Source organism: Chryseobacterium joostei, assembly GCF_003815775.1.
Taxonomy (GTDB): Bacteria; Bacteroidota; Bacteroidia; order Flavobacteriales; family Weeksellaceae; genus Chryseobacterium; species Chryseobacterium joostei.
The window spans coordinates 2,614,825-2,631,436 of sequence record NZ_CP033926.1 but is presented as its reverse complement, the minus strand read 5'-3'; the positions used below and the strand labels follow the sequence as shown (position 1 = coordinate 2,631,436).

General features: G+C 32.0%; 16 protein-coding genes. 11 read left to right on the top strand and 5 right to left on the bottom strand.

The genetic code is table 11. The features are described from left to right. The first annotated feature begins 321 nt into the window (after positions 1-321). From hutI to EG359_RS12005, 3 genes are all read left to right on the top strand, one after another. The gene (gene hutI / locus EG359_RS12015; protein ID WP_076354990.1) at positions 322-1,548 is read left to right on the top strand and encodes an imidazolonepropionase; all 1,227 of its coding nucleotides are present in this window, start codon (positions 322-324) and stop codon (positions 1,546-1,548) included. Between the two features lie 130 nt (positions 1,549-1,678). Beyond that, positions 1,679-2,605, top strand: a complete 927-nt coding sequence (hutG, locus tag EG359_RS12010) for a formimidoylglutamase (RefSeq protein WP_076354988.1) — start codon at positions 1,679-1,681, stop codon at positions 2,603-2,605. A gap of 133 nt (positions 2,606-2,738) precedes the next feature. Next, complete coding sequence (locus tag EG359_RS12005) at positions 2,739-4,031, top strand: aldehyde dehydrogenase family protein (protein ID WP_076354986.1); 1,293 nt, start codon at positions 2,739-2,741, stop codon at positions 4,029-4,031. Between the two features lie 113 nt (positions 4,032-4,144). Here EG359_RS12005 and pyk read toward each other — a convergent pair whose 3' ends face one another. The 5 genes from pyk to EG359_RS11980 are packed head-to-tail and all read right to left on the bottom strand — an operon-like array spanning position 4,145 to position 8,325. Next, positions 4,145-5,590 carry a pyruvate kinase gene (pyk, locus tag EG359_RS12000; protein ID WP_076354984.1) on the bottom strand — a complete coding sequence of 482 codons (1,446 nt, stop codon included), beginning with the start codon at positions 5,588-5,590 and terminating at the stop codon, positions 4,145-4,147. After that, positions 5,583-6,056, bottom strand: coding sequence for an IPExxxVDY family protein (locus EG359_RS11995; RefSeq protein ID WP_076354982.1), 474 nt, complete (start codon positions 6,054-6,056; stop codon positions 5,583-5,585). Before EG359_RS11995 ends, pyk begins: the two co-directional genes overlap by 8 nt. Further along, positions 6,034-6,798: a ribonuclease III gene (gene rnc, locus EG359_RS11990; RefSeq protein WP_076354980.1), complete on the bottom strand. Its 765-nt coding sequence runs from the start codon at positions 6,796-6,798 to the stop codon at positions 6,034-6,036. Before rnc ends, EG359_RS11995 begins: the two co-directional genes overlap by 23 nt. Positions 6,799-6,807: 9 nt before the next feature. Further along, entirely contained in the window at positions 6,808-8,052 is a 1,245-nt protein-coding gene (fabF, locus tag EG359_RS11985) for a beta-ketoacyl-ACP synthase II (protein WP_076354978.1), read from the bottom strand. A 33-nt stretch (positions 8,053-8,085) separates the two neighbouring features. Then, on the bottom strand, positions 8,086-8,325 hold the full coding sequence (locus EG359_RS11980; protein ID WP_002976354.1) for an acyl carrier protein: 240 nt from the start codon (positions 8,323-8,325) through the stop codon (positions 8,086-8,088). Between the two features lie 662 nt (positions 8,326-8,987). On the opposite strand from EG359_RS11980, the gene EG359_RS11975 reads away from it, so the two are divergent. The 8 genes from EG359_RS11975 (at position 8,988) to EG359_RS11945 (ending at position 16,609) form a co-directional block, all read left to right on the top strand. Beyond that, positions 8,988-10,292 (top strand): phage integrase SAM-like domain-containing protein, encoded by a 1,305-nt coding sequence (locus EG359_RS11975; protein WP_076354976.1) that lies wholly within the window; start codon positions 8,988-8,990, stop codon positions 10,290-10,292. Positions 10,293-10,308: 16 nt separating this feature from the next. Continuing rightward, positions 10,309-10,860 carry a hypothetical protein gene (locus EG359_RS11970; protein ID WP_139325902.1) on the top strand — a complete coding sequence of 184 codons (552 nt, stop codon included), beginning with the start codon at positions 10,309-10,311 and terminating at the stop codon, positions 10,858-10,860. Between the two features lie 67 nt (positions 10,861-10,927). Beyond that, on the top strand, positions 10,928-11,212 hold the full coding sequence (locus EG359_RS11965; RefSeq protein ID WP_076354972.1) for a helix-turn-helix domain-containing protein: 285 nt from the start codon (positions 10,928-10,930) through the stop codon (positions 11,210-11,212). Positions 11,213-11,214: 2 nt separating this feature from the next. Further along, positions 11,215-12,543, top strand: coding sequence for a DUF3987 domain-containing protein (locus tag EG359_RS11960; protein WP_164463066.1), 1,329 nt, complete (start codon positions 11,215-11,217; stop codon positions 12,541-12,543). A gap of 125 nt (positions 12,544-12,668) precedes the next feature. Further along, positions 12,669-12,824, top strand: coding sequence for a hypothetical protein (locus tag EG359_RS22460; protein ID WP_164463065.1), 156 nt, complete (start codon positions 12,669-12,671; stop codon positions 12,822-12,824). A gap of 788 nt (positions 12,825-13,612) precedes the next feature. Beyond that, positions 13,613-14,350 carry a hypothetical protein gene (locus EG359_RS11955; RefSeq protein WP_076354968.1) on the top strand — a complete coding sequence of 246 codons (738 nt, stop codon included), beginning with the start codon at positions 13,613-13,615 and terminating at the stop codon, positions 14,348-14,350. Positions 14,351-14,460: 110 nt separating this feature from the next. Then, complete coding sequence (locus tag EG359_RS11950; protein WP_076354966.1) at positions 14,461-16,026, top strand: VPA1262 family N-terminal domain-containing protein; 1,566 nt, start codon at positions 14,461-14,463, stop codon at positions 16,024-16,026. Further along, positions 16,019-16,609 carry a hypothetical protein gene (locus EG359_RS11945; RefSeq protein ID WP_076354964.1) on the top strand — a complete coding sequence of 197 codons (591 nt, stop codon included), beginning with the start codon at positions 16,019-16,021 and terminating at the stop codon, positions 16,607-16,609. Before EG359_RS11950 ends, EG359_RS11945 begins: the two co-directional genes overlap by 8 nt. The last annotated feature ends 3 nt before the right edge of the window (positions 16,610-16,612 follow it).

Here is a 16,612-nt window from a genome sequence, read left to right as displayed (position 1 = left end):
ATTCATTTCATTTACTTCAAAGATAGCAAATTTAGGCTAAGGTTGAAATCAAGATTGAGAAAAGGTGAGATTGATGCTCCGGTTAAGGCTGGGATTACTGCCAACCTCCTGAATGACTCATTCAAAAATGTAGTCAATTGATATATTTTAAGTATTTTTGAGAGGAAAATAAAGTTTGAATGATCAGGAGTTGAATTTATTTACCTTGTTCAGATTCCTAAGAAATGACAACCTAAACATTGTTTTTGTTATCATGAAAGCATCTGAATATTTGAAATGATAAAACGTGATCATTCATTTTCTAACCTTTAGCCTAAAATAATGAAATTAATAGGACCATTTAAGCAAGTAGTAACACTTGCCAACTTACCATTAAGAGGAAAGCTTGCCGATGAGCAATTGGAAATTATTGTTGATGGAGGAATTGTAGTGGATAACAATACTATTCAGCATATCGGAAGCTTTGAAACTTTAAAAAATGAAAATCCTACCATAGAAATCGAGCAGATTGAAGGAGAACAGACTGTTCTTCCGGCTTTTGTAGACTCACATACTCATATTTGTTTTGGAGGTAACCGTGCCAATGACTTTGCAATGCGTAATGCAGGTAAAACATATCTGGAAATAGCCGAAAGTGGCGGAGGAATCTGGAGTTCTGTACAACACACAAGAAATGCTTCTGAAGAAGAGTTACTAACAACCTTGCTAGAAAGAATTAGCTTTCTGATTGATCTAGGTATTACAACAATTGAAGTAAAAAGTGGCTATGGTCTAGATGTGGAAAACGAGTTGAAAATGCTTAGAATTATTAAAAAAGCTCAGCAGTCCACAAAAGCTACCTTAGTTCCAACTTGTCTTTCTGCCCATTTAAAACCAAGAGATTTCGAAGGAAGCAATCCTGAATATCTGGAATATATCCTTACCGAAATTTTACCAAAAGTAAAAGAAGAGAACCTTGCCAATCGTGTAGATATTTTTATTGAAAAATCAGCTTTCCAACCAGAAGAAAGTAAAGACTTTTTACTTAAAACTAAAGACTTAGGTTTTGAGATAACCGTTCATGCTGATCAATTTACACCGGGAAGTTCAAGAATTGCAGTAGAGGTAGAAGCAAAATCAGCAGATCATTTAGAAGCAACAATTGATGAAGATATAGAGTTTTTAGCACAATCCAATACCGTTGCAACAGCTCTTCCTGGAGCAAGCTTAGGATTGGGAGAAAAATTTACACCAGCCAGAAAACTTTTGGATGCAGGAGCTATTGTCGCCATTGCTAGTGACTGGAATCCGGGATCAGCACCAATGGGGAACTTAATTACTCAGGCTTCCATATTGGCAACTTTTCAAAAATTAACTACCGCTGAGGTATTGGCTGGGATGACATTCCGTGCCGCATTTGCACTTAATCTAGAAGACAGAGGAAAGCTGGAAGTTGGTAAAAAGGCAGATTTTGTAACCTTTAAAACCAATAATTTCCAAAATGTACTTTATAATCAAGGAAGTTTGAAGGCTGAACATGTTTATATCGATGGAAATCTTGTTGATTAAACATAGAGAATATTGATTAATAATAATCTTTAAAAACTTACTTAGATAAACGTAAGGAGTTTTTTTATATAAACAATATTAATTAGCTTTACTGGATATAATGATGTGACTAAAATTGAATTTTTAAAGAATGATGCTTCAAAATATTTGGCAGGGTAGATTGGATGGAGAAGAGCTTCTCTTCCACAGACTATTTCAGAGAGTAAAAGAAGAACACAATTACGACAATATTTCAACGGGTGATTTCGTTTTACACGGATTCGCTGTTGATGAAGGAGTAAGGCGGAATAAAGGTCGCCAAGGAGCAAAAGAAGCTCCGAATGTGATCAGGAAAAATATGTCCAACTTCCCGGTGATTCTTCCGGATTTCAAGCTATTGGATTTTGGGAATGTTACCTGTGAAGACGGCAACCTGGAAAATACCCAGAATAACCTTGCTAAAAATGTATCCAAGGTACTTTTAAAAGGAGGTAAATCCCTAGTGCTTGGTGGAGGTCATGAAGTAACCTATGCCCATTATTTAGGCGTTAAAACGGCTTTTCCCGAACAAAAGATCGGAATCATCAATATAGATGCCCATTTTGACAACAGACAACCGGAAAAAGGAGTAGGGCCCAGTTCGGGAACCGGATTTTGGCAGATTGCTCAGGATGGACCCATTAATTCTCTACATATCGGAATTCAAAGGAACTCCAATACCCTAAAGCTTTTTGATACAGCCCATCAATATGGAATGAAATACGTTCTTGCTGATGAATTATTTTTTGAAAACCTAACATCAATTTATCAACGTATTGATGAATTACTGAATAATGTAGATTTTGCCTATCTTACCATTTGTATGGATGTTTTTAATGCTTCCATTGCTCCTGGAGTTTCAGCTTCAGCATATAATGGTATCTTTGCAGATACAGCTTTTATGCATTTTTACAGACATATCTTAAAAAGCAAAAAATTGGTTGCACTGGATGTAGCAGAAGTAAACCCGTCATTCGATATTCAGGATAGAACGGCGAGACTGGCAGCTTGTCTGGTGAATGAATGGCTAATGATGTAACAAGTATATTCTTCCGATAGAGAAAATCATTATTTTATTTACCCTTAAGGAACAGAATTTGCTGACTTTTTCGTGCTTTTAAAATAAAAGCGCTCATAAATTCATTAGCTGAATTTAAAACAGAAATTATATTATGGAACAATTAATTGAAAACAAGCTTATTAAAGCAGATGATGCGTTTTCAGTATGGAGAAAAGTGCCGTTTGAGGAAAGGCAGAAGTTAATTGCCAAAGCAGCAGAAATTTTAAAAAATAATTCAGAGAAGTTTGGGAAGATCATTACCACTGAAATGAATAAGCCAATTACGGAATCAATCGCTGAGGTGGAAAAGTGTGCACTAATGATGAATTATTATGCAGATGCTGAGAATGCTTTAAAACCCGAAAAAGTTGAATCTGAATTTGCTTATTCTGAAGTTCATTATGTTCCGAAAGGTGTAATTTTAGGAGTAATGCCATGGAATTTTCCTTTCTGGCAAGTCTTAAGATTTGCTACACCAGCAATTTTATCAGGAAATACAGTCGTTTTAAAGCATGCTTCAATATGTTTTGGAAGTGGAAATGCCATTGAAGAGGCTTTCCGTGAAGCAGGATTCCCAGAAGGTGTTTTTCAGAACCTTGAAGTGGGACATAAAGCCGTAAAAGAAATCCTTGAGCACGATGTTGTAAAAGGGGTAAGCCTTACAGGTAGTGGAAAAGCAGGGGGAGAAGTAGCTTCAATAGCTGGTTTAAATATCAAAAAATCTTTACTTGAATTAGGTGGAAGTGATGCTTTTATCATTTTTGATGATGCAGATCTGGAGCAAGCAGCAAAGTCCGGAGTAAAATCAAGGCTTCAAAATTGCGGGCAGACTTGTACAGCTGCAAAAAGATTTATTATTGATGAAAAGATTGAAGATAAATTTTTACCAATATTCATTGAAGAATATAAAAAATATGAGGTGGGAGATCCTTTAAATAAGGAGACTAACCTGGCAGGAATGGCAAGACCAGATTTGGCTGACGAACTGGAAGCTCAATTCAACAGGGCATTGGAAAATGGAGCAGAAATCATTATTCCTTTAGAAAGAATTTCCGAGAACGAGTTTATCCCAGGTTTAATCAGAGTTAAGGAGGGGAACCCAATTCTAAAAGAAGAGCTTTTCGGACCTCTTGGAATGGTAATGACTGCTAAAAATGATGAAGAAGCTTTACGAATAGCAAATGATATCCCTTTCGGTCTTTCAAATTCTGTCTGGACGAAGAATGTAGAACGTCAAATATTCTTTATTGAAAACCTTGAATCCGGAACTGTAAATATCAACAGAATGACAAGTTCTGATCCACGTTTTCCATTCGGTGGAAGCAAGGCTTCAGGATACGGAACTGAGCTTTCTTTATTGGCATTAAAAGAGTTTGTAACGGCAAAAACGATTGTCGGAAATTAATTCATACAATGAACATGTAAAAAGTATTGATAATAAAAGATATACTTAATAAATAAAAGACTCCCGAAAAGTAATTTTCGGGAGTCTTTTTATATTGAGCGAAGCGATGTAGCTTAAACTGTTGTTAATCTCAACGTATTTGTTTTTCCACCTTCATATGATGGAGTCGCATTAATATTGATTACAAAGTCACCTGTTTCGATATACCCATAATTATGCGTTAGCATATTTACCTGAATAATGGTTTCGTCAGTAGACTTTTTCATATCATAGTAGTAAGCGTGAACTCCCCAAAGAAGATTCAGCATAGTGATCACTCTTTTGTTTCCACTGTATACAATAATCTGAGAGTTTGGTCTGTGAGCAGCTAGCTGGAAAGCTGTATATCCAGAGTGAGTAAGCGTTACAATAGCAGATACATTGGTTGTCTTAGCAATTCTTACCGCGGCAAGACATACTCTGTTCGTAATGAATCTTTCGTCAATACAGTTGTAGTCTTTTTCAATCGGTTCATTCTTGTGCTGATAGAAATGAGTGGTTTCAATGTTTTTCACAATTTTAGCCATGTTTTCTACAACCTGTACCGGGTATCTTCCTACAGAAGTTTCACCGGAAAGCATTACAGCATCAGCGCCATCCAATACAGAGTTTGCAACGTCGTTTACCTCTGCTCTTGTAGGCGTTAAGCTATTAATCATCGTTTCCATCATCTGGGTAGCAATAATTACCGGCTTAGAATAGAATCTTGCCTTTTCTACCAGATTTTTTTGGATCGCAGGAACTTCTTCCATTGGAACTTCAACTCCCAGGTCACCACGGGCAACCATTAATCCGTCACATTCCAATAAAATTTCCTCAATATTTTTAACCCCTTCCGGCTTTTCAATCTTCGCAATAATTGGAGTTTTGAATTTACCGTTCGGATGTTTTGAAATTAACTCTTTCAGGTCAATAATATCCTGTGCATGACGTACGAAAGAAAGAGCGATCCAGTCTACTTCCATGTCAAGCATGAAATTAGCATCCTGAACATCCTTTTCTGTCAAAGCAGGAAGAGAAACATTCGTATTAGGTAGATTAACTCCTTTTTTAGAGCTTAGTGGCCCTCCTTGAATAGTTTTTGCTTTTACAGTATCTATTTCATTGGTTTCGATAACCTCCAACATTAGTTTCCCATCATCAATAAGGATTCTTTCACCTACTTTTACGTCTTGTGGGAACTGTTGGTAAGTCATATATACCTTAGTAGAGTCACCCTCTATCTTTTCATTGGTGAAAGTAAGAATATCTCCAGGATTTAGGTAAGAACCTTCCTTTACAACACCTACTCTTAGTTTAGGCCCTTGAAGGTCTCCCAAAATACCTACTGAATAACCATACTCATTATTGAGTTCTCTAATTATTTCAATATTTTTTCGAACTAAGTCGTAATCTGCATGTGAAAAATTTATTCTGAAAATATCAACACCCGCTTTCATTAAATCTAACATAACCTCCTTCGATGACGATGCAGGTCCTAGTGTTGCGATAATTTTTGTCTTCTTTAAATACTTATTCATAATATTGGATAATTTGATAAAGTTCCTCATCAGAACTCAGTGTATAATCTTGAATTGGAAACACAAGATTTTCAGGGAGCAAAATTACGGAAAAATCAGGAAACTGTTCCGAACTATGTAGAATATATTCTACATCTACCTGATTATTTAATAAAAACTTAATATTTTCTTCTTCTGTAAAGAGTTCTGTTTGAACTTTTTTTTGCTTACTTTCCGAAGATTTATTAGAAATAAAGGTAAAGCAGGTCTTTGAAAACTTGTGATAGGCCTCATATCTTGGAAAAAAATAGTCAAAATAATCCCCGTGAAAGACAAGGTCTTTTTTTCTTGAAAACGAGAGGTTGTTATTTTGATTTATTTTGTAGAAAAACTCATGAGCGGGTATATCTTTTGCTAATCTTACCAATCCTATGGCAATATCTTCAAATTCTATATCATCAAGATCATAAAGTTTTTGAATTTCCAAGTATATTTTCTTTTTTATTTAAAATATAAAATGCCCTTTGTGCAGCTTTTTCTTCTGCTTTTTTCTTGGAAGTTTCTGATGCATTGGCAATCTTTTCATCTCCCAGCCATACATGACATCGGAATACAATGGCTTTATTGGCCTGTATTTCCTCACAGGTTTCGTACTTTATATTTACCTTCTTCTTTTGGCTCCATTCAAGTAGGAGGCCTTTGTAGCTTACAATTTTGTTTTCAAGCTTGTTAATCTCGGATGGAGTCAAAAGTTTCTCCAAAATAATTCTTTTGCAAGCATCATAATGGAAGTCCAAATATACAGCACCGATTAGGGCTTCAAATAAGTTTCCGGAGATATTTTCCCCTAAAGCCGAAGAATTATTCTGCTTTTGCAGAAGAGTCGTAAGCTTAAGGTCTTCTCCTAATTTATTAAGATTTTTCCTATTAACAATCTTAGATTTCATCTGTGTCAGGTACCCTTCATTGGCTTGAGGGTATGTCTGGAACAAATGACAAGATATAATTGTACCCAAAACAGAATCTCCCAAAAATTCAAGTCTTTCGTAATTACTGTCTTGATTTTTAGAAGAATTTTTTAAAGAAAAAGCCTCACGATAAAGAGCAATATTTTGTACCTCTGTACCTAGAACTTTTTTAAGTTCGGTACTGAGAAAATAGTCTCTTTCCGTTAATTGTCTTTTTCTTTTTTTGAGAAGGAATTTAGAAAAGTATTTCTGTAACTCCATTCATTGAATTTAGATTTTCTTAAATAGAACGCAAGCGTTATGCCCGCCAAATCCAAAAGTATTGCTCATGGCTACTTTTACATCTTTCTTCACAGCAGTGTTAAACGTAAAGTTTAGTCTGCTGTCAATATTTTCATCATCAGTAAAATGGTTGATGGTAGGAGGAACAGTACCATGAATAATAGTTCCCAATGCAGCGATAGCTTCAATAACACCTGCAGCACCTAAAAGGTGGCCAGTCATTGATTTTGTAGAATTAATCTGAATATCAAAAGCATGCTCGCCTAGTAATTTTGAAATTGCATTGGATTCTGCGATGTCTCCTAATGGAGTAGAGGTACCATGCATATTGATATGATCTACTTCATCAGCAGTTAAACCTGCATCTTCCAGACAACTTTTCATTACAAGATAAGCACCAAGACCTTCAGGGTGTGGAGCGGTCATATGATGTGCATCAGCACTTAAACCTCCTCCCAGTAATTCTGCATAAATTGTTGCACCACGTTTTATCGCGTGCTCATATTCTTCAAGAATAATGGTTCCTGCACCTTCACCTAATACAAATCCATCTCTGTCTTTGTCAAAAGGTCTTGAAGCTGTTTTTGGATCATCATTTCTTGTAGAAAGTGCCATCATTGCATTAAATCCACCGACACCACTTGCTGTAACGGCGGCTTCAGAGCCTCCGCATACAATTACATCTGCTTTTCCTAATTGGATCAGCATTTTGGAATCGATTATAGCATTTGCTGAAGAAGCACATGCAGATACAGTAGTATAATTGGGCCCATGGAAACCATATTCAATAGAAATATGTCCAGGAGTAATATCCGCAATCATTTTTGGAATAAAGAACGGGTTGAATCTCGGAATTTCCGTATTAGCCCAACCTAAAACTTCTGTTTCAAAAGTCTCTAAACCTCCGATTCCGGAACCCCAGATTACACCGACTCTGTTTTTATCCACATTGTCTTCCATAATTCTGGAATGTGCTACTGCTTCTCTAGCGGCAACAAGTCCCAATTGAGTATTTCGGTCCATTTTTTTAGCTTCTTTCTTATCGAAATGCTGTAACGGATCAAAATTTTTCACCTCGCAAGCGAACTTTGTTTTAAAGTTTGTGGCATCAAAAAGAGTAATCGGAGCGGCTCCGCTCTCACCTTTCACAAGATTTTCCCAGTATTCTTTTGCATTATTTCCAATTGGTGTTATTGCTCCAAATCCGGTTACAACTACTCTTTTTAATTCCATAAACTTTGTTTAATTTCTTTTTGTTGAAGAATATTATTTATTTACTACTTCTTCGATGTAAGCGATAGCGTGCCCTACAGTAGTAATTTTTTCAGCTTGATCATCAGGGATTTGAATGTTAAATTCTTTTTCAAATTCCATGATTAGTTCAACTGTATCTAGTGAATCAGCTCCTAAATCGTTAGTGAAGCTAGCTTCAGGAGTTACTTCTGTTTCTTCAACGTCAAGCTTATCAGCGATGATAGCTTTTACTCTTGATGCAATGTCTGACATAGTAAATTATTTTTTTTAATTGTTAGATGGTGCAAATATATAAAATTCTTTACGATAAAACATTTTTTTAGTCTTTTTTGTGGAGAGGGATCTATCATTTTAGGTTAGGCTGCTTTAGTGTTTTAGTTTTCAGCTATTTATATTGCAGTCCATTATAGGGGATTAGTTTTTATTTTGTGTTTAGCTGACTTATTTAAGGTGGGGAATGTTTAAAAATGATCGATTTTGATCTTATTTGAGATAAAAAGAGTCGAAATAGAAAGATTTTTATCAATATTTAGTCGTTGCGAAATTAAAACATTGTTTATTTAAAGAATAGACTTTAATTGTGACGTTTGAAGACTAAAAGTGATGATTTTTGATAGGAATGGTATAAATATGTTGATGATTAATGAGAGTAAGAAAAAATACACCATGATTTTTAAAATAAAAAAAAACACTGAAAATATCAGTGTTTTTTGTGGAGTTGGAGGGAGTACTTTTATTGCAATCTTAAAATTACGGTAAATCTAATTTATGTTTGTAATATGCTTATTTTAAAAGGTTTTTCGGTGTTTTTATATGCTGTAATGCTTGTTTTTAATTGCAGATTATTTTATTTGATTGTATTTTATAGTACAAGTTTAGTACAAATTTATAACTTTGTATCATAATTCGAATTTATGGCAAGAGTTATTTTTATTTATCGTTCCCAAAAAGCTAATTCCTTTTTAACATCAAGGCTAATTTTAGGAAAGTTCTCAAAAGATGAGAAAGAAAATAGTGAGAAAATATTTGATTGTAAGACTCAAGTAGAGGTTTCAAAAGATTATTGGAATAACTACCTAAGGCAAACAAAAGAGAAAAACGGAAAATTATATAAAGCGAATCATAAAACCATTAGAGATATTAAATTATCTAATTTTGATTTACAAGTAAAAACTGAATTAAATAATATTAAAAATTTTGTTCTTGAGGCTGTTGGAAAAATTAAAGAAGAGTCCATAAACAAAGAGTGGTTTATTAATATTATTGATGGTTACTACAATCAAGATAAATCGAATACAGAAATTACGAATGAGTTGGTGAAATTTGTTGATTATTATATTGATGAAAAGCAAGACGAAATTACTCAATCCACAGTTAAAAAATTGAAAGTTGTTAAACATAAACTTGAACGATTTCAGAAAGAAAAAAAGAAAATTTTACTCATCTCGGAAATCAATGAAACCTTTAAAAATGAATTTATTGATTACAGTAAAAAAGAGAATTATGCAATAGGTACGATTCAAAGGGATTTAGTATTTATTAAAACTTTCTGTAATTATGCTCATGAGAAAGGTCTTGAAGTAGATAGAAATATAAATAAGGTAAAGATTAAAGTTAAAAAGGAAAGTAAACCTATATATTTAACAGTTAAAGAATTAGAAAAAATTGAAAAAGTTGAATTAAATGAGAGCTTCGATAATGTTAGAGACTGGCTTATTATTTCTTGTTATACTGGACAACGAGTTTCTGATTTTATGAAGTTTAGAACTGATATGATAAGAGAAGAAGACAGTAGGTATTTATTGGAATTTAAACAACAAAAAACAAACAAATTAATGACAATCCCTATTTTGCCTAAAGTAGAAGAGGTTTTAAATAAAAGAAATTGGAATTTTCCTAAGGCATTGTCTGATCAAAAATATAACGATTATTTAAAATTAGTTTGTAAAGAAGCTGGAATTACTGAAAAAATAAAAGGAAGTAAGAAAAAAGAAATAGAACCTGAAAGTGGCAAATACAGAAAAGAAGAAGGGGTGTATGAAAAATGGGAATTGGTTTCTTCGCACATAGGAAGAAGGTCATTTGCAACTAATTTTTATGGTATTATTCCTACAAATTATATTATTAATATGACTGGACATAGTACTGAAACTATTTTTTTAGATTACATAGGAAAAAGTAATAAAGATTTGGCAAAGGAAGTTTTTAAATACCTTTAATATCTAAATAAATATTATGATGTCTGACGAAGAAAGCTATGAATCATCAGAAAGGTTAAGACAGTGGACTTCTGAATCTGCAATGATGAAAAAATTATTTCCCACATTTCAGCATATTGAGCGTATTATGGCCAATAAAGATTATCCAGCTTTAGGAAATATAACTATTGCTAGTAATAAATTTGCTAATGAAAGAATTGAGGAATTAGAGTTGAAAATTGAAAAATTAGAGAATAATAAAAACTATTTAGATGAAAAATTATTTGATAATCCATATCCTCATATTTTTCAAGATATAAAAGCTTTTCAATTCTTTGAATTATTACATCAAAATTATAAAAATAGTAATAAAGCTTTAGCAGATTATAGTTTTATATATAGAAAGATGTATGAAGAAAACCTAATATTAGAAACGTTCAAGCCTGAAATGTTCAGGAGTTGGATTGCAAAAGAGCCGTACTCTAAAGATAGTCTTGATAAAATTAAAACATTAAGTAACTGTTCAACATCTGATAAAATTATTATCTACAATAATTTGAAACAAGAGATTTATTATAACGTTCCATAAAAAGAACGTTATTGTTCCGTTCCCTTGAAAAATCATATAATAGATTTGCAGTATAATATTTGCAACTATGAAAAATGGTTTTTTACAAATGATTCAGACAACTCCAAATGAATTGTCTGATTTATTACAAGAGGGAATTAAAACTCAATTAGAAAACTTCAAAAAAAGTTTTGATTTACAAAATCAAGAAGTATTACTTACATATGAAGAAACTTGTGAGTTTCTAAAAATCAATCATACTACACTTTGGAGGTGGGTTAAGGGTGGCAAAATTCCATGTTACTCAATTCATAATAAAAGATACTTTAAACGTTCAGAAATAATGGAATGTCTAACAAAATTAAAGCAATGATTATGTTAGATAACGAAAACACAGACCATAATCTTTTTCCTATTGATGCCTTTCCTCAACTTTTTAAAGAATTAACTCTTGAATTAGATAAATCATTAAATTATCCTATTGATTATACTGCATCTGCAATTCTCGTTGCTACTTCAGCAGTAATGGGAACGAGTGTCAAAGTTAACGTACGACCTTTATGGTCTGAATTTGCATCACTTTACTGTTGCATTGTCGGAAAGGCAGGAGCCAATAAATCACATCCAATAAGTACTATTTTTGATCCATTAAGGCGTATAGACAGCATTAACCATAAAGTTTTTGAAACTCAACGTAAAAAATTTAATGAATATGAAAGTCTTACAAAAACGGAAAAGAAAAATGTTCCAAAGGTAGAAGAACCGATGCTAAAGAAGCTTATTCTTACAAATTGCACTCCTGAGGCCTTATTTAAAAGATTGAACGAAAACCCTAGAGGTTGTACTATAATTAGTGATGAATTGCCAACTTTTTTAGATGGTATTAATAATTATTCTAAGAGCGATCAGCAAAGTAATTTTCTTACAACATGGAGTAATAAACCTACAACAATTGACAGAATTGGTCAACCAATCCCACTATTTATAGAAACTCCATTTTTATCTATTATTGGTGGGGTACAACCAAGAATGTTGGGAAGATTATTTACCTCACAAAAATTGGATAATGGATTTTATCAAAGATTTTTATTTGCTTATCCTGATAATGTTCATAAACAACCAATTAACGATAATGAGATGGATGAAAATTTATTTAATGACTACACTCAATTTATTACGGATTATATTGATAATTCAAATATTATTGAAAACAAAGGGATATTAAATACCAAAATATTGGAGTGGAGTGATGAAGCTAAAGACTTTTGGTTAGGATGGAATAAAAACAATTGCGATTTAGTAAATGAACATCACGATAGTATAAAAGGTGAAATATTGTCAAAATACGATAATCATTTTATACGTTTAGCTTTGATACTGCAAATAATGGAAAATCCTAAGAGTAACAGTATAGGATTGAAAGCAGTTGAAGGGGCAAAAAAATTATGTAATTATTATATTAATTGCTCTTTTAAAGTTCTTCAAATCATCCAAAACCCAACAACTTATTTGAAATCTTTGACAGAGAATAAAAGAAATTTTTATGAAGCTTTAAATAATAAGTTTGCTACTGCAGATGCCACTAAATTATGCATGTCATATAATATTGGGGTAAGACAAACTAAAGAATTCTTAAAAGACGAAATTTTATTTAAAAGACTTCAACATGGTTTTTATGAGAAAAAAATTGTAAAAACTACATAAGCACTCTGCACTTTCAACATTATTTGCATTTTGGAAAACTTAAAGTGTTAAAAGTGCTAAAAATGCAAAGTGCTAAAATAATTTAATTCACCGAAAAATTCAAATTAATTAAAAAAAATAAAATTATGAAAACTATTAAAGTAATCCGCGACACTAATTTAAAAGACTTTGAAACAGAAATCAATAAACATTTTTCAAATGGCTGGATGTTAAAAGGAAATCTCTGTATTGATAGTGATAATTTCCTTGTTCAGATGCTCCAAAAGAAAATAAAAAAATAACAACAATTACAAAAAATATAACAAAATTGAAATCCGTGCAAAGTAAAAATTATAGGCAGTGCGCAACGTACTGCACTGTCTTAATTTTTTGCTTACAGTAACTTATTGATTGTTACATGAGGAACATTCATTGTAGCGTTAACACTCATACACAGACACTATGGCATAGGAGTTGGCGATAAGACAGAAACAAGGCGTACAAATATATACAACAAAACGAGAAAAAGCCTATATGACAATCTAAAGACATTGGCAGCAGCCATGACAATACATAAAAACACAGAATTCTCACGTCAGCACATACCAACACAATCTTTTATGAGAGCATACATGCCTGAAGATAGACAAATATTTACATATAATAAACGCATACATACGGATAAGGCATTAAATCTGAATTAAAGAAATCAAGTAGGCAGGGTACTCGATTGATGTCTCCGCCAGTTGTTATTACAACAAAGCAATACGTAGACAGTGGCATTGTACTGCATACGTTCAAAAGACCCTTACAGCGACTAAAAAATAATTCTCTTTGACATAATTACTATATATTTGCAATATGAAATAAAAGCAAAAAATAACATACAAGCGTACTTATTCTTGTCCAACTAAACCGACCAAGTTTTTATAATACACTAAGAATAAGATTTGCACACGTAAAGGCGTGGGCTTTCTTATTATGTGTATGCGTTCTTGGTCGGACGTTGTTGGCAGATAGGAAATGTCCCACGCTGATTATTTATACTAACATCCAATTTGGGACATTAAGGATATAAATAATATGCAAAATGGAAAAAAATCCAAAAGCCAACAAACCGACCAACCCAAAACCTAACAAAGCAGTAATTTTTATTCTCCTTATTTTTACTGCCTTAATTTTTTTTCTTGTAAAACTCATTTTCGAAGGCAGTTCAAGTGCCACTATCGGCAACTACACAAAAGAAGATTTACCTGAAAATTTTGAGTACAGAATTATCAAGGATGAAAGTAACCCCAATGTTGAAAAAAATCAGTATCAGGTAGAAATCAACCAAAAGCTCACAGAAGGGCAATTGGCAACTTTAGCTGAAGAACTTTACAATAGTAAAGATAAACAAAGACGTTTTTATATTTTCTACAATTTAAAAGATAATGAGAATAGTATTTTAGCATGGGCAACAAGCCATTTTGATCCTGAATTAGAGGTTTCCATTAATGGCTCTACTAACACAGAAGATAATCAAATGCTATTTAAAGCGCAAAAAGTCGAGGGCGATATTATTGGAATTTTTAACGAAAAAGATTATACATTCTCTCTATATACCATTTATGAGCATAACGGAAAAACATTTATTAGAACTACTTTTAAAGATGGAGAATTTATGGATAATGAAGTTGAAAAAATAAATTCTAAAAATGGAATAAGATATAATTACAAAGAAGATGTGAGTCAAGGAGAATATTTTGTTTTGAATAATGATGTTCTTGAATTTTATAATAATGATAATAAAAAGTTTACTCATGCAGTAAGATGGAATAAGTATTAAACTAGAAGTTTTAGTCCTAACAATATGAAATTTTGTATAATTAAATTTAATTTTATGAGTTGAAATACTTTACATCATATTTTTTTTATAAATTTCATTTTTGGTAAAAAATGATAGAAAAATTAAAAAAGTATTATACAAAAGCTATAAGGACTTCTCTTTTAGCGCAAGATTTAATTAGTAAGAACTGGATTCATTTATTTTCTGTTATTGAATTGCAAAATGAAGATGAATATCCATATAGTATTCCAAATGATGAATGGAAAAAAAATTTTGTTAGGGCTAAAAAATCTAAATTAGGAGATTATAATTTCTATATTGTTATTGATGAAATAAATTCAGTGGACGATGCTATTAGTATCTTTAATGCTCCTTTTGAAAACTATAAAATCAATGATGAAAAAATATATTTTACAAACTCATCTTTTATTCCTGAGCCTACAGGAAAATATCCTTTAATTCTATCTCCAAATTTTCATGGAGATGGCCTAGCATCTATATTACCCAAAAGGAAGTCGGGCATATTAGTATGGTGTCAAATTGATTTTGAACGTAGAGTTGAAAATCAATTTATATCATCAAGCATCTCAAAAGAGATGTTGGCTTTACAAAGTTTAACACTTGACTGGTTAGGTTTTGATATTGTTCAAAAAAGAGAACATTTAGGAAATATATATTTGTCTGCCCCCAACCCTTATTTTACAGATATTGATATTAGCCTTTCTTTGAATCCTGTCGGGATTTTTTATAAAATATATCAAAGGAAAAATTTATTTGAACCTATGATTTTTAGGATCATAGACAAGCATGGTGACGCTATAGCTTTGGATAAAACTTTTAAAATTGAAAATACAATTGGATTAATAGAGCTTCCGCATGAGCCTAATCTGTTTGAATTAAGAGTTTATAATCAAGATAATGATTTGATAGCTGTGCATGAACCGGCAACATTTTTAAAAAGTATTAAATTTAACACCTTAATAAAAAATAGTGATTTTCATGTAAAAATCGAAACAGAAAAAGGTAGTGAGGAATTTACAATAGAAAAATTTTCTGATGTCAATCCTTTTTCGATCGGAAATTCCGAAAAATTGAATTCCGAATATTATTTTAAAGATGCGGAAAATAAAAGGCAACACATACGAGATGAAAAATCTAAAGAATTCATATTTTACCCTGGTGCCAAAAGTGATCTTGAAAAAAATGAGCTAAAGGAAAAAGCAAAATTTTCAATTAGAGAAATCCTAAATAACGCTAAAGATAGTTGTTATATTTGTGATCCCTATTTTTCTGAAATGGATATTATTGATTATGCTTTTCATATTAAAAATTCTAATGTACAAATTAATATTCTAAATAGTAAACAGTTTATCTCAAAAATAAAAGCTAAAAAAATAACGGAAATAATTAAAAATTACAACGACAAACCATTCACTGATATTGTAGTTCGTACTCTTAGAGGTGAAAGTATTATGCATGACAGATTTATTGTTGTTGACAAATATATTTGGTTTATTGGGAGCTCTTTTAATGAAATTGGAAATAGAGCGACTTGTATTGCAAAAATACCCAAAGCTTCTGGAACATTAATCATTAAAGAAATTGAAAAATGGTTTCATTCAGAGGAATATTCTCAGAATATAGTTGATTACGCAAATGAGCTGACTAATGAGTAAGGATTTTTCAACAGATCCAGTTAATTCTGCTTTAAGAATGCACGAATGTGGGCAAAATGAATATTGGTTTTATCATAAAGGTTCTTACCCTTCGGATGCTCCTTTATTATATCAGCAATTGATTAATAATGCGAATAGTGAGATTATTATTTGGGATCCTTATTTTAATGTGAAGTCTCCAGGTAATGATCAAGATATTTTTATCAATCTTAAAAATGATATTACGATTAAAATATTAACATCAAAAGGATTAGATGGTCCTGAGACATATCTTACTGAAGTGAAAAATGCATTAAAAATTGTAATTCCACCAATTAAAGATTGCAGATTTGGGTTAAGAGTTATAAATAGAGGGGATATATTAAACCAAGGAGATCGTTATTTTCATGATCGCTTTTTAATAATTGATGATTCTGAAGTGTATTTAGTAGGAAGCTCAGTGGGTTATCATATTAAGTCTGAACAATCAACAGGAATATTTAGAGTCCAAAATGATAATACAAAAAAATTTATTATATCAATATTTAAACAGTATTGGAATCTTTCTATGAGACATCAGATTCCATTAACATTTCTACACTAATAA

Excerpts from the sequence above, each read along its gene's own strand:
- hutI (WP_076354990.1), top strand. The coding sequence starts at position 322 with ATGAAATTAATAGGACCATTTAAGCAAGTAGTAACACTTGCCAACTTA.
- hutG (WP_076354988.1), top strand. The coding sequence starts at position 1,679 with ATGATGCTTCAAAATATTTGGCAGGGTAGATTGGATGGAGAAGAGCTT.
- EG359_RS12005 (WP_076354986.1), top strand. The coding sequence starts at position 2,739 with ATGGAACAATTAATTGAAAACAAGCTTATTAAAGCAGATGATGCGTTT.
- pyk (WP_076354984.1), bottom strand. The coding sequence starts at position 5,590 with ATGAATAAGTATTTAAAGAAGACAAAAATTATCGCAACACTAGGACCT.
- rnc (WP_076354980.1), bottom strand. The coding sequence starts at position 6,798 with ATGGAGTTACAGAAATACTTTTCTAAATTCCTTCTCAAAAAAAGAAAA.
- fabF (WP_076354978.1), bottom strand. The coding sequence starts at position 8,052 with ATGGAATTAAAAAGAGTAGTTGTAACCGGATTTGGAGCAATAACACCA.
- EG359_RS11980 (WP_002976354.1), bottom strand. The coding sequence starts at position 8,325 with ATGTCAGACATTGCATCAAGAGTAAAAGCTATCATCGCTGATAAGCTT.
- EG359_RS11975 (WP_076354976.1), top strand. The coding sequence starts at position 8,988 with ATGGCAAGAGTTATTTTTATTTATCGTTCCCAAAAAGCTAATTCCTTT.
- EG359_RS11970 (WP_139325902.1), top strand. The coding sequence starts at position 10,309 with ATGATGTCTGACGAAGAAAGCTATGAATCATCAGAAAGGTTAAGACAG.
- EG359_RS11965 (WP_076354972.1), top strand. The coding sequence starts at position 10,928 with ATGAAAAATGGTTTTTTACAAATGATTCAGACAACTCCAAATGAATTG.
- EG359_RS11960 (WP_164463066.1), top strand. The coding sequence starts at position 11,215 with ATGTTAGATAACGAAAACACAGACCATAATCTTTTTCCTATTGATGCC.
- EG359_RS22460 (WP_164463065.1), top strand. The coding sequence starts at position 12,669 with ATGAAAACTATTAAAGTAATCCGCGACACTAATTTAAAAGACTTTGAA.
- EG359_RS11955 (WP_076354968.1), top strand. The coding sequence starts at position 13,613 with ATGGAAAAAAATCCAAAAGCCAACAAACCGACCAACCCAAAACCTAAC.
- EG359_RS11950 (WP_076354966.1), top strand. The coding sequence starts at position 14,461 with ATGATAGAAAAATTAAAAAAGTATTATACAAAAGCTATAAGGACTTCT.
- EG359_RS11945 (WP_076354964.1), top strand. The coding sequence starts at position 16,019 with ATGAGTAAGGATTTTTCAACAGATCCAGTTAATTCTGCTTTAAGAATG.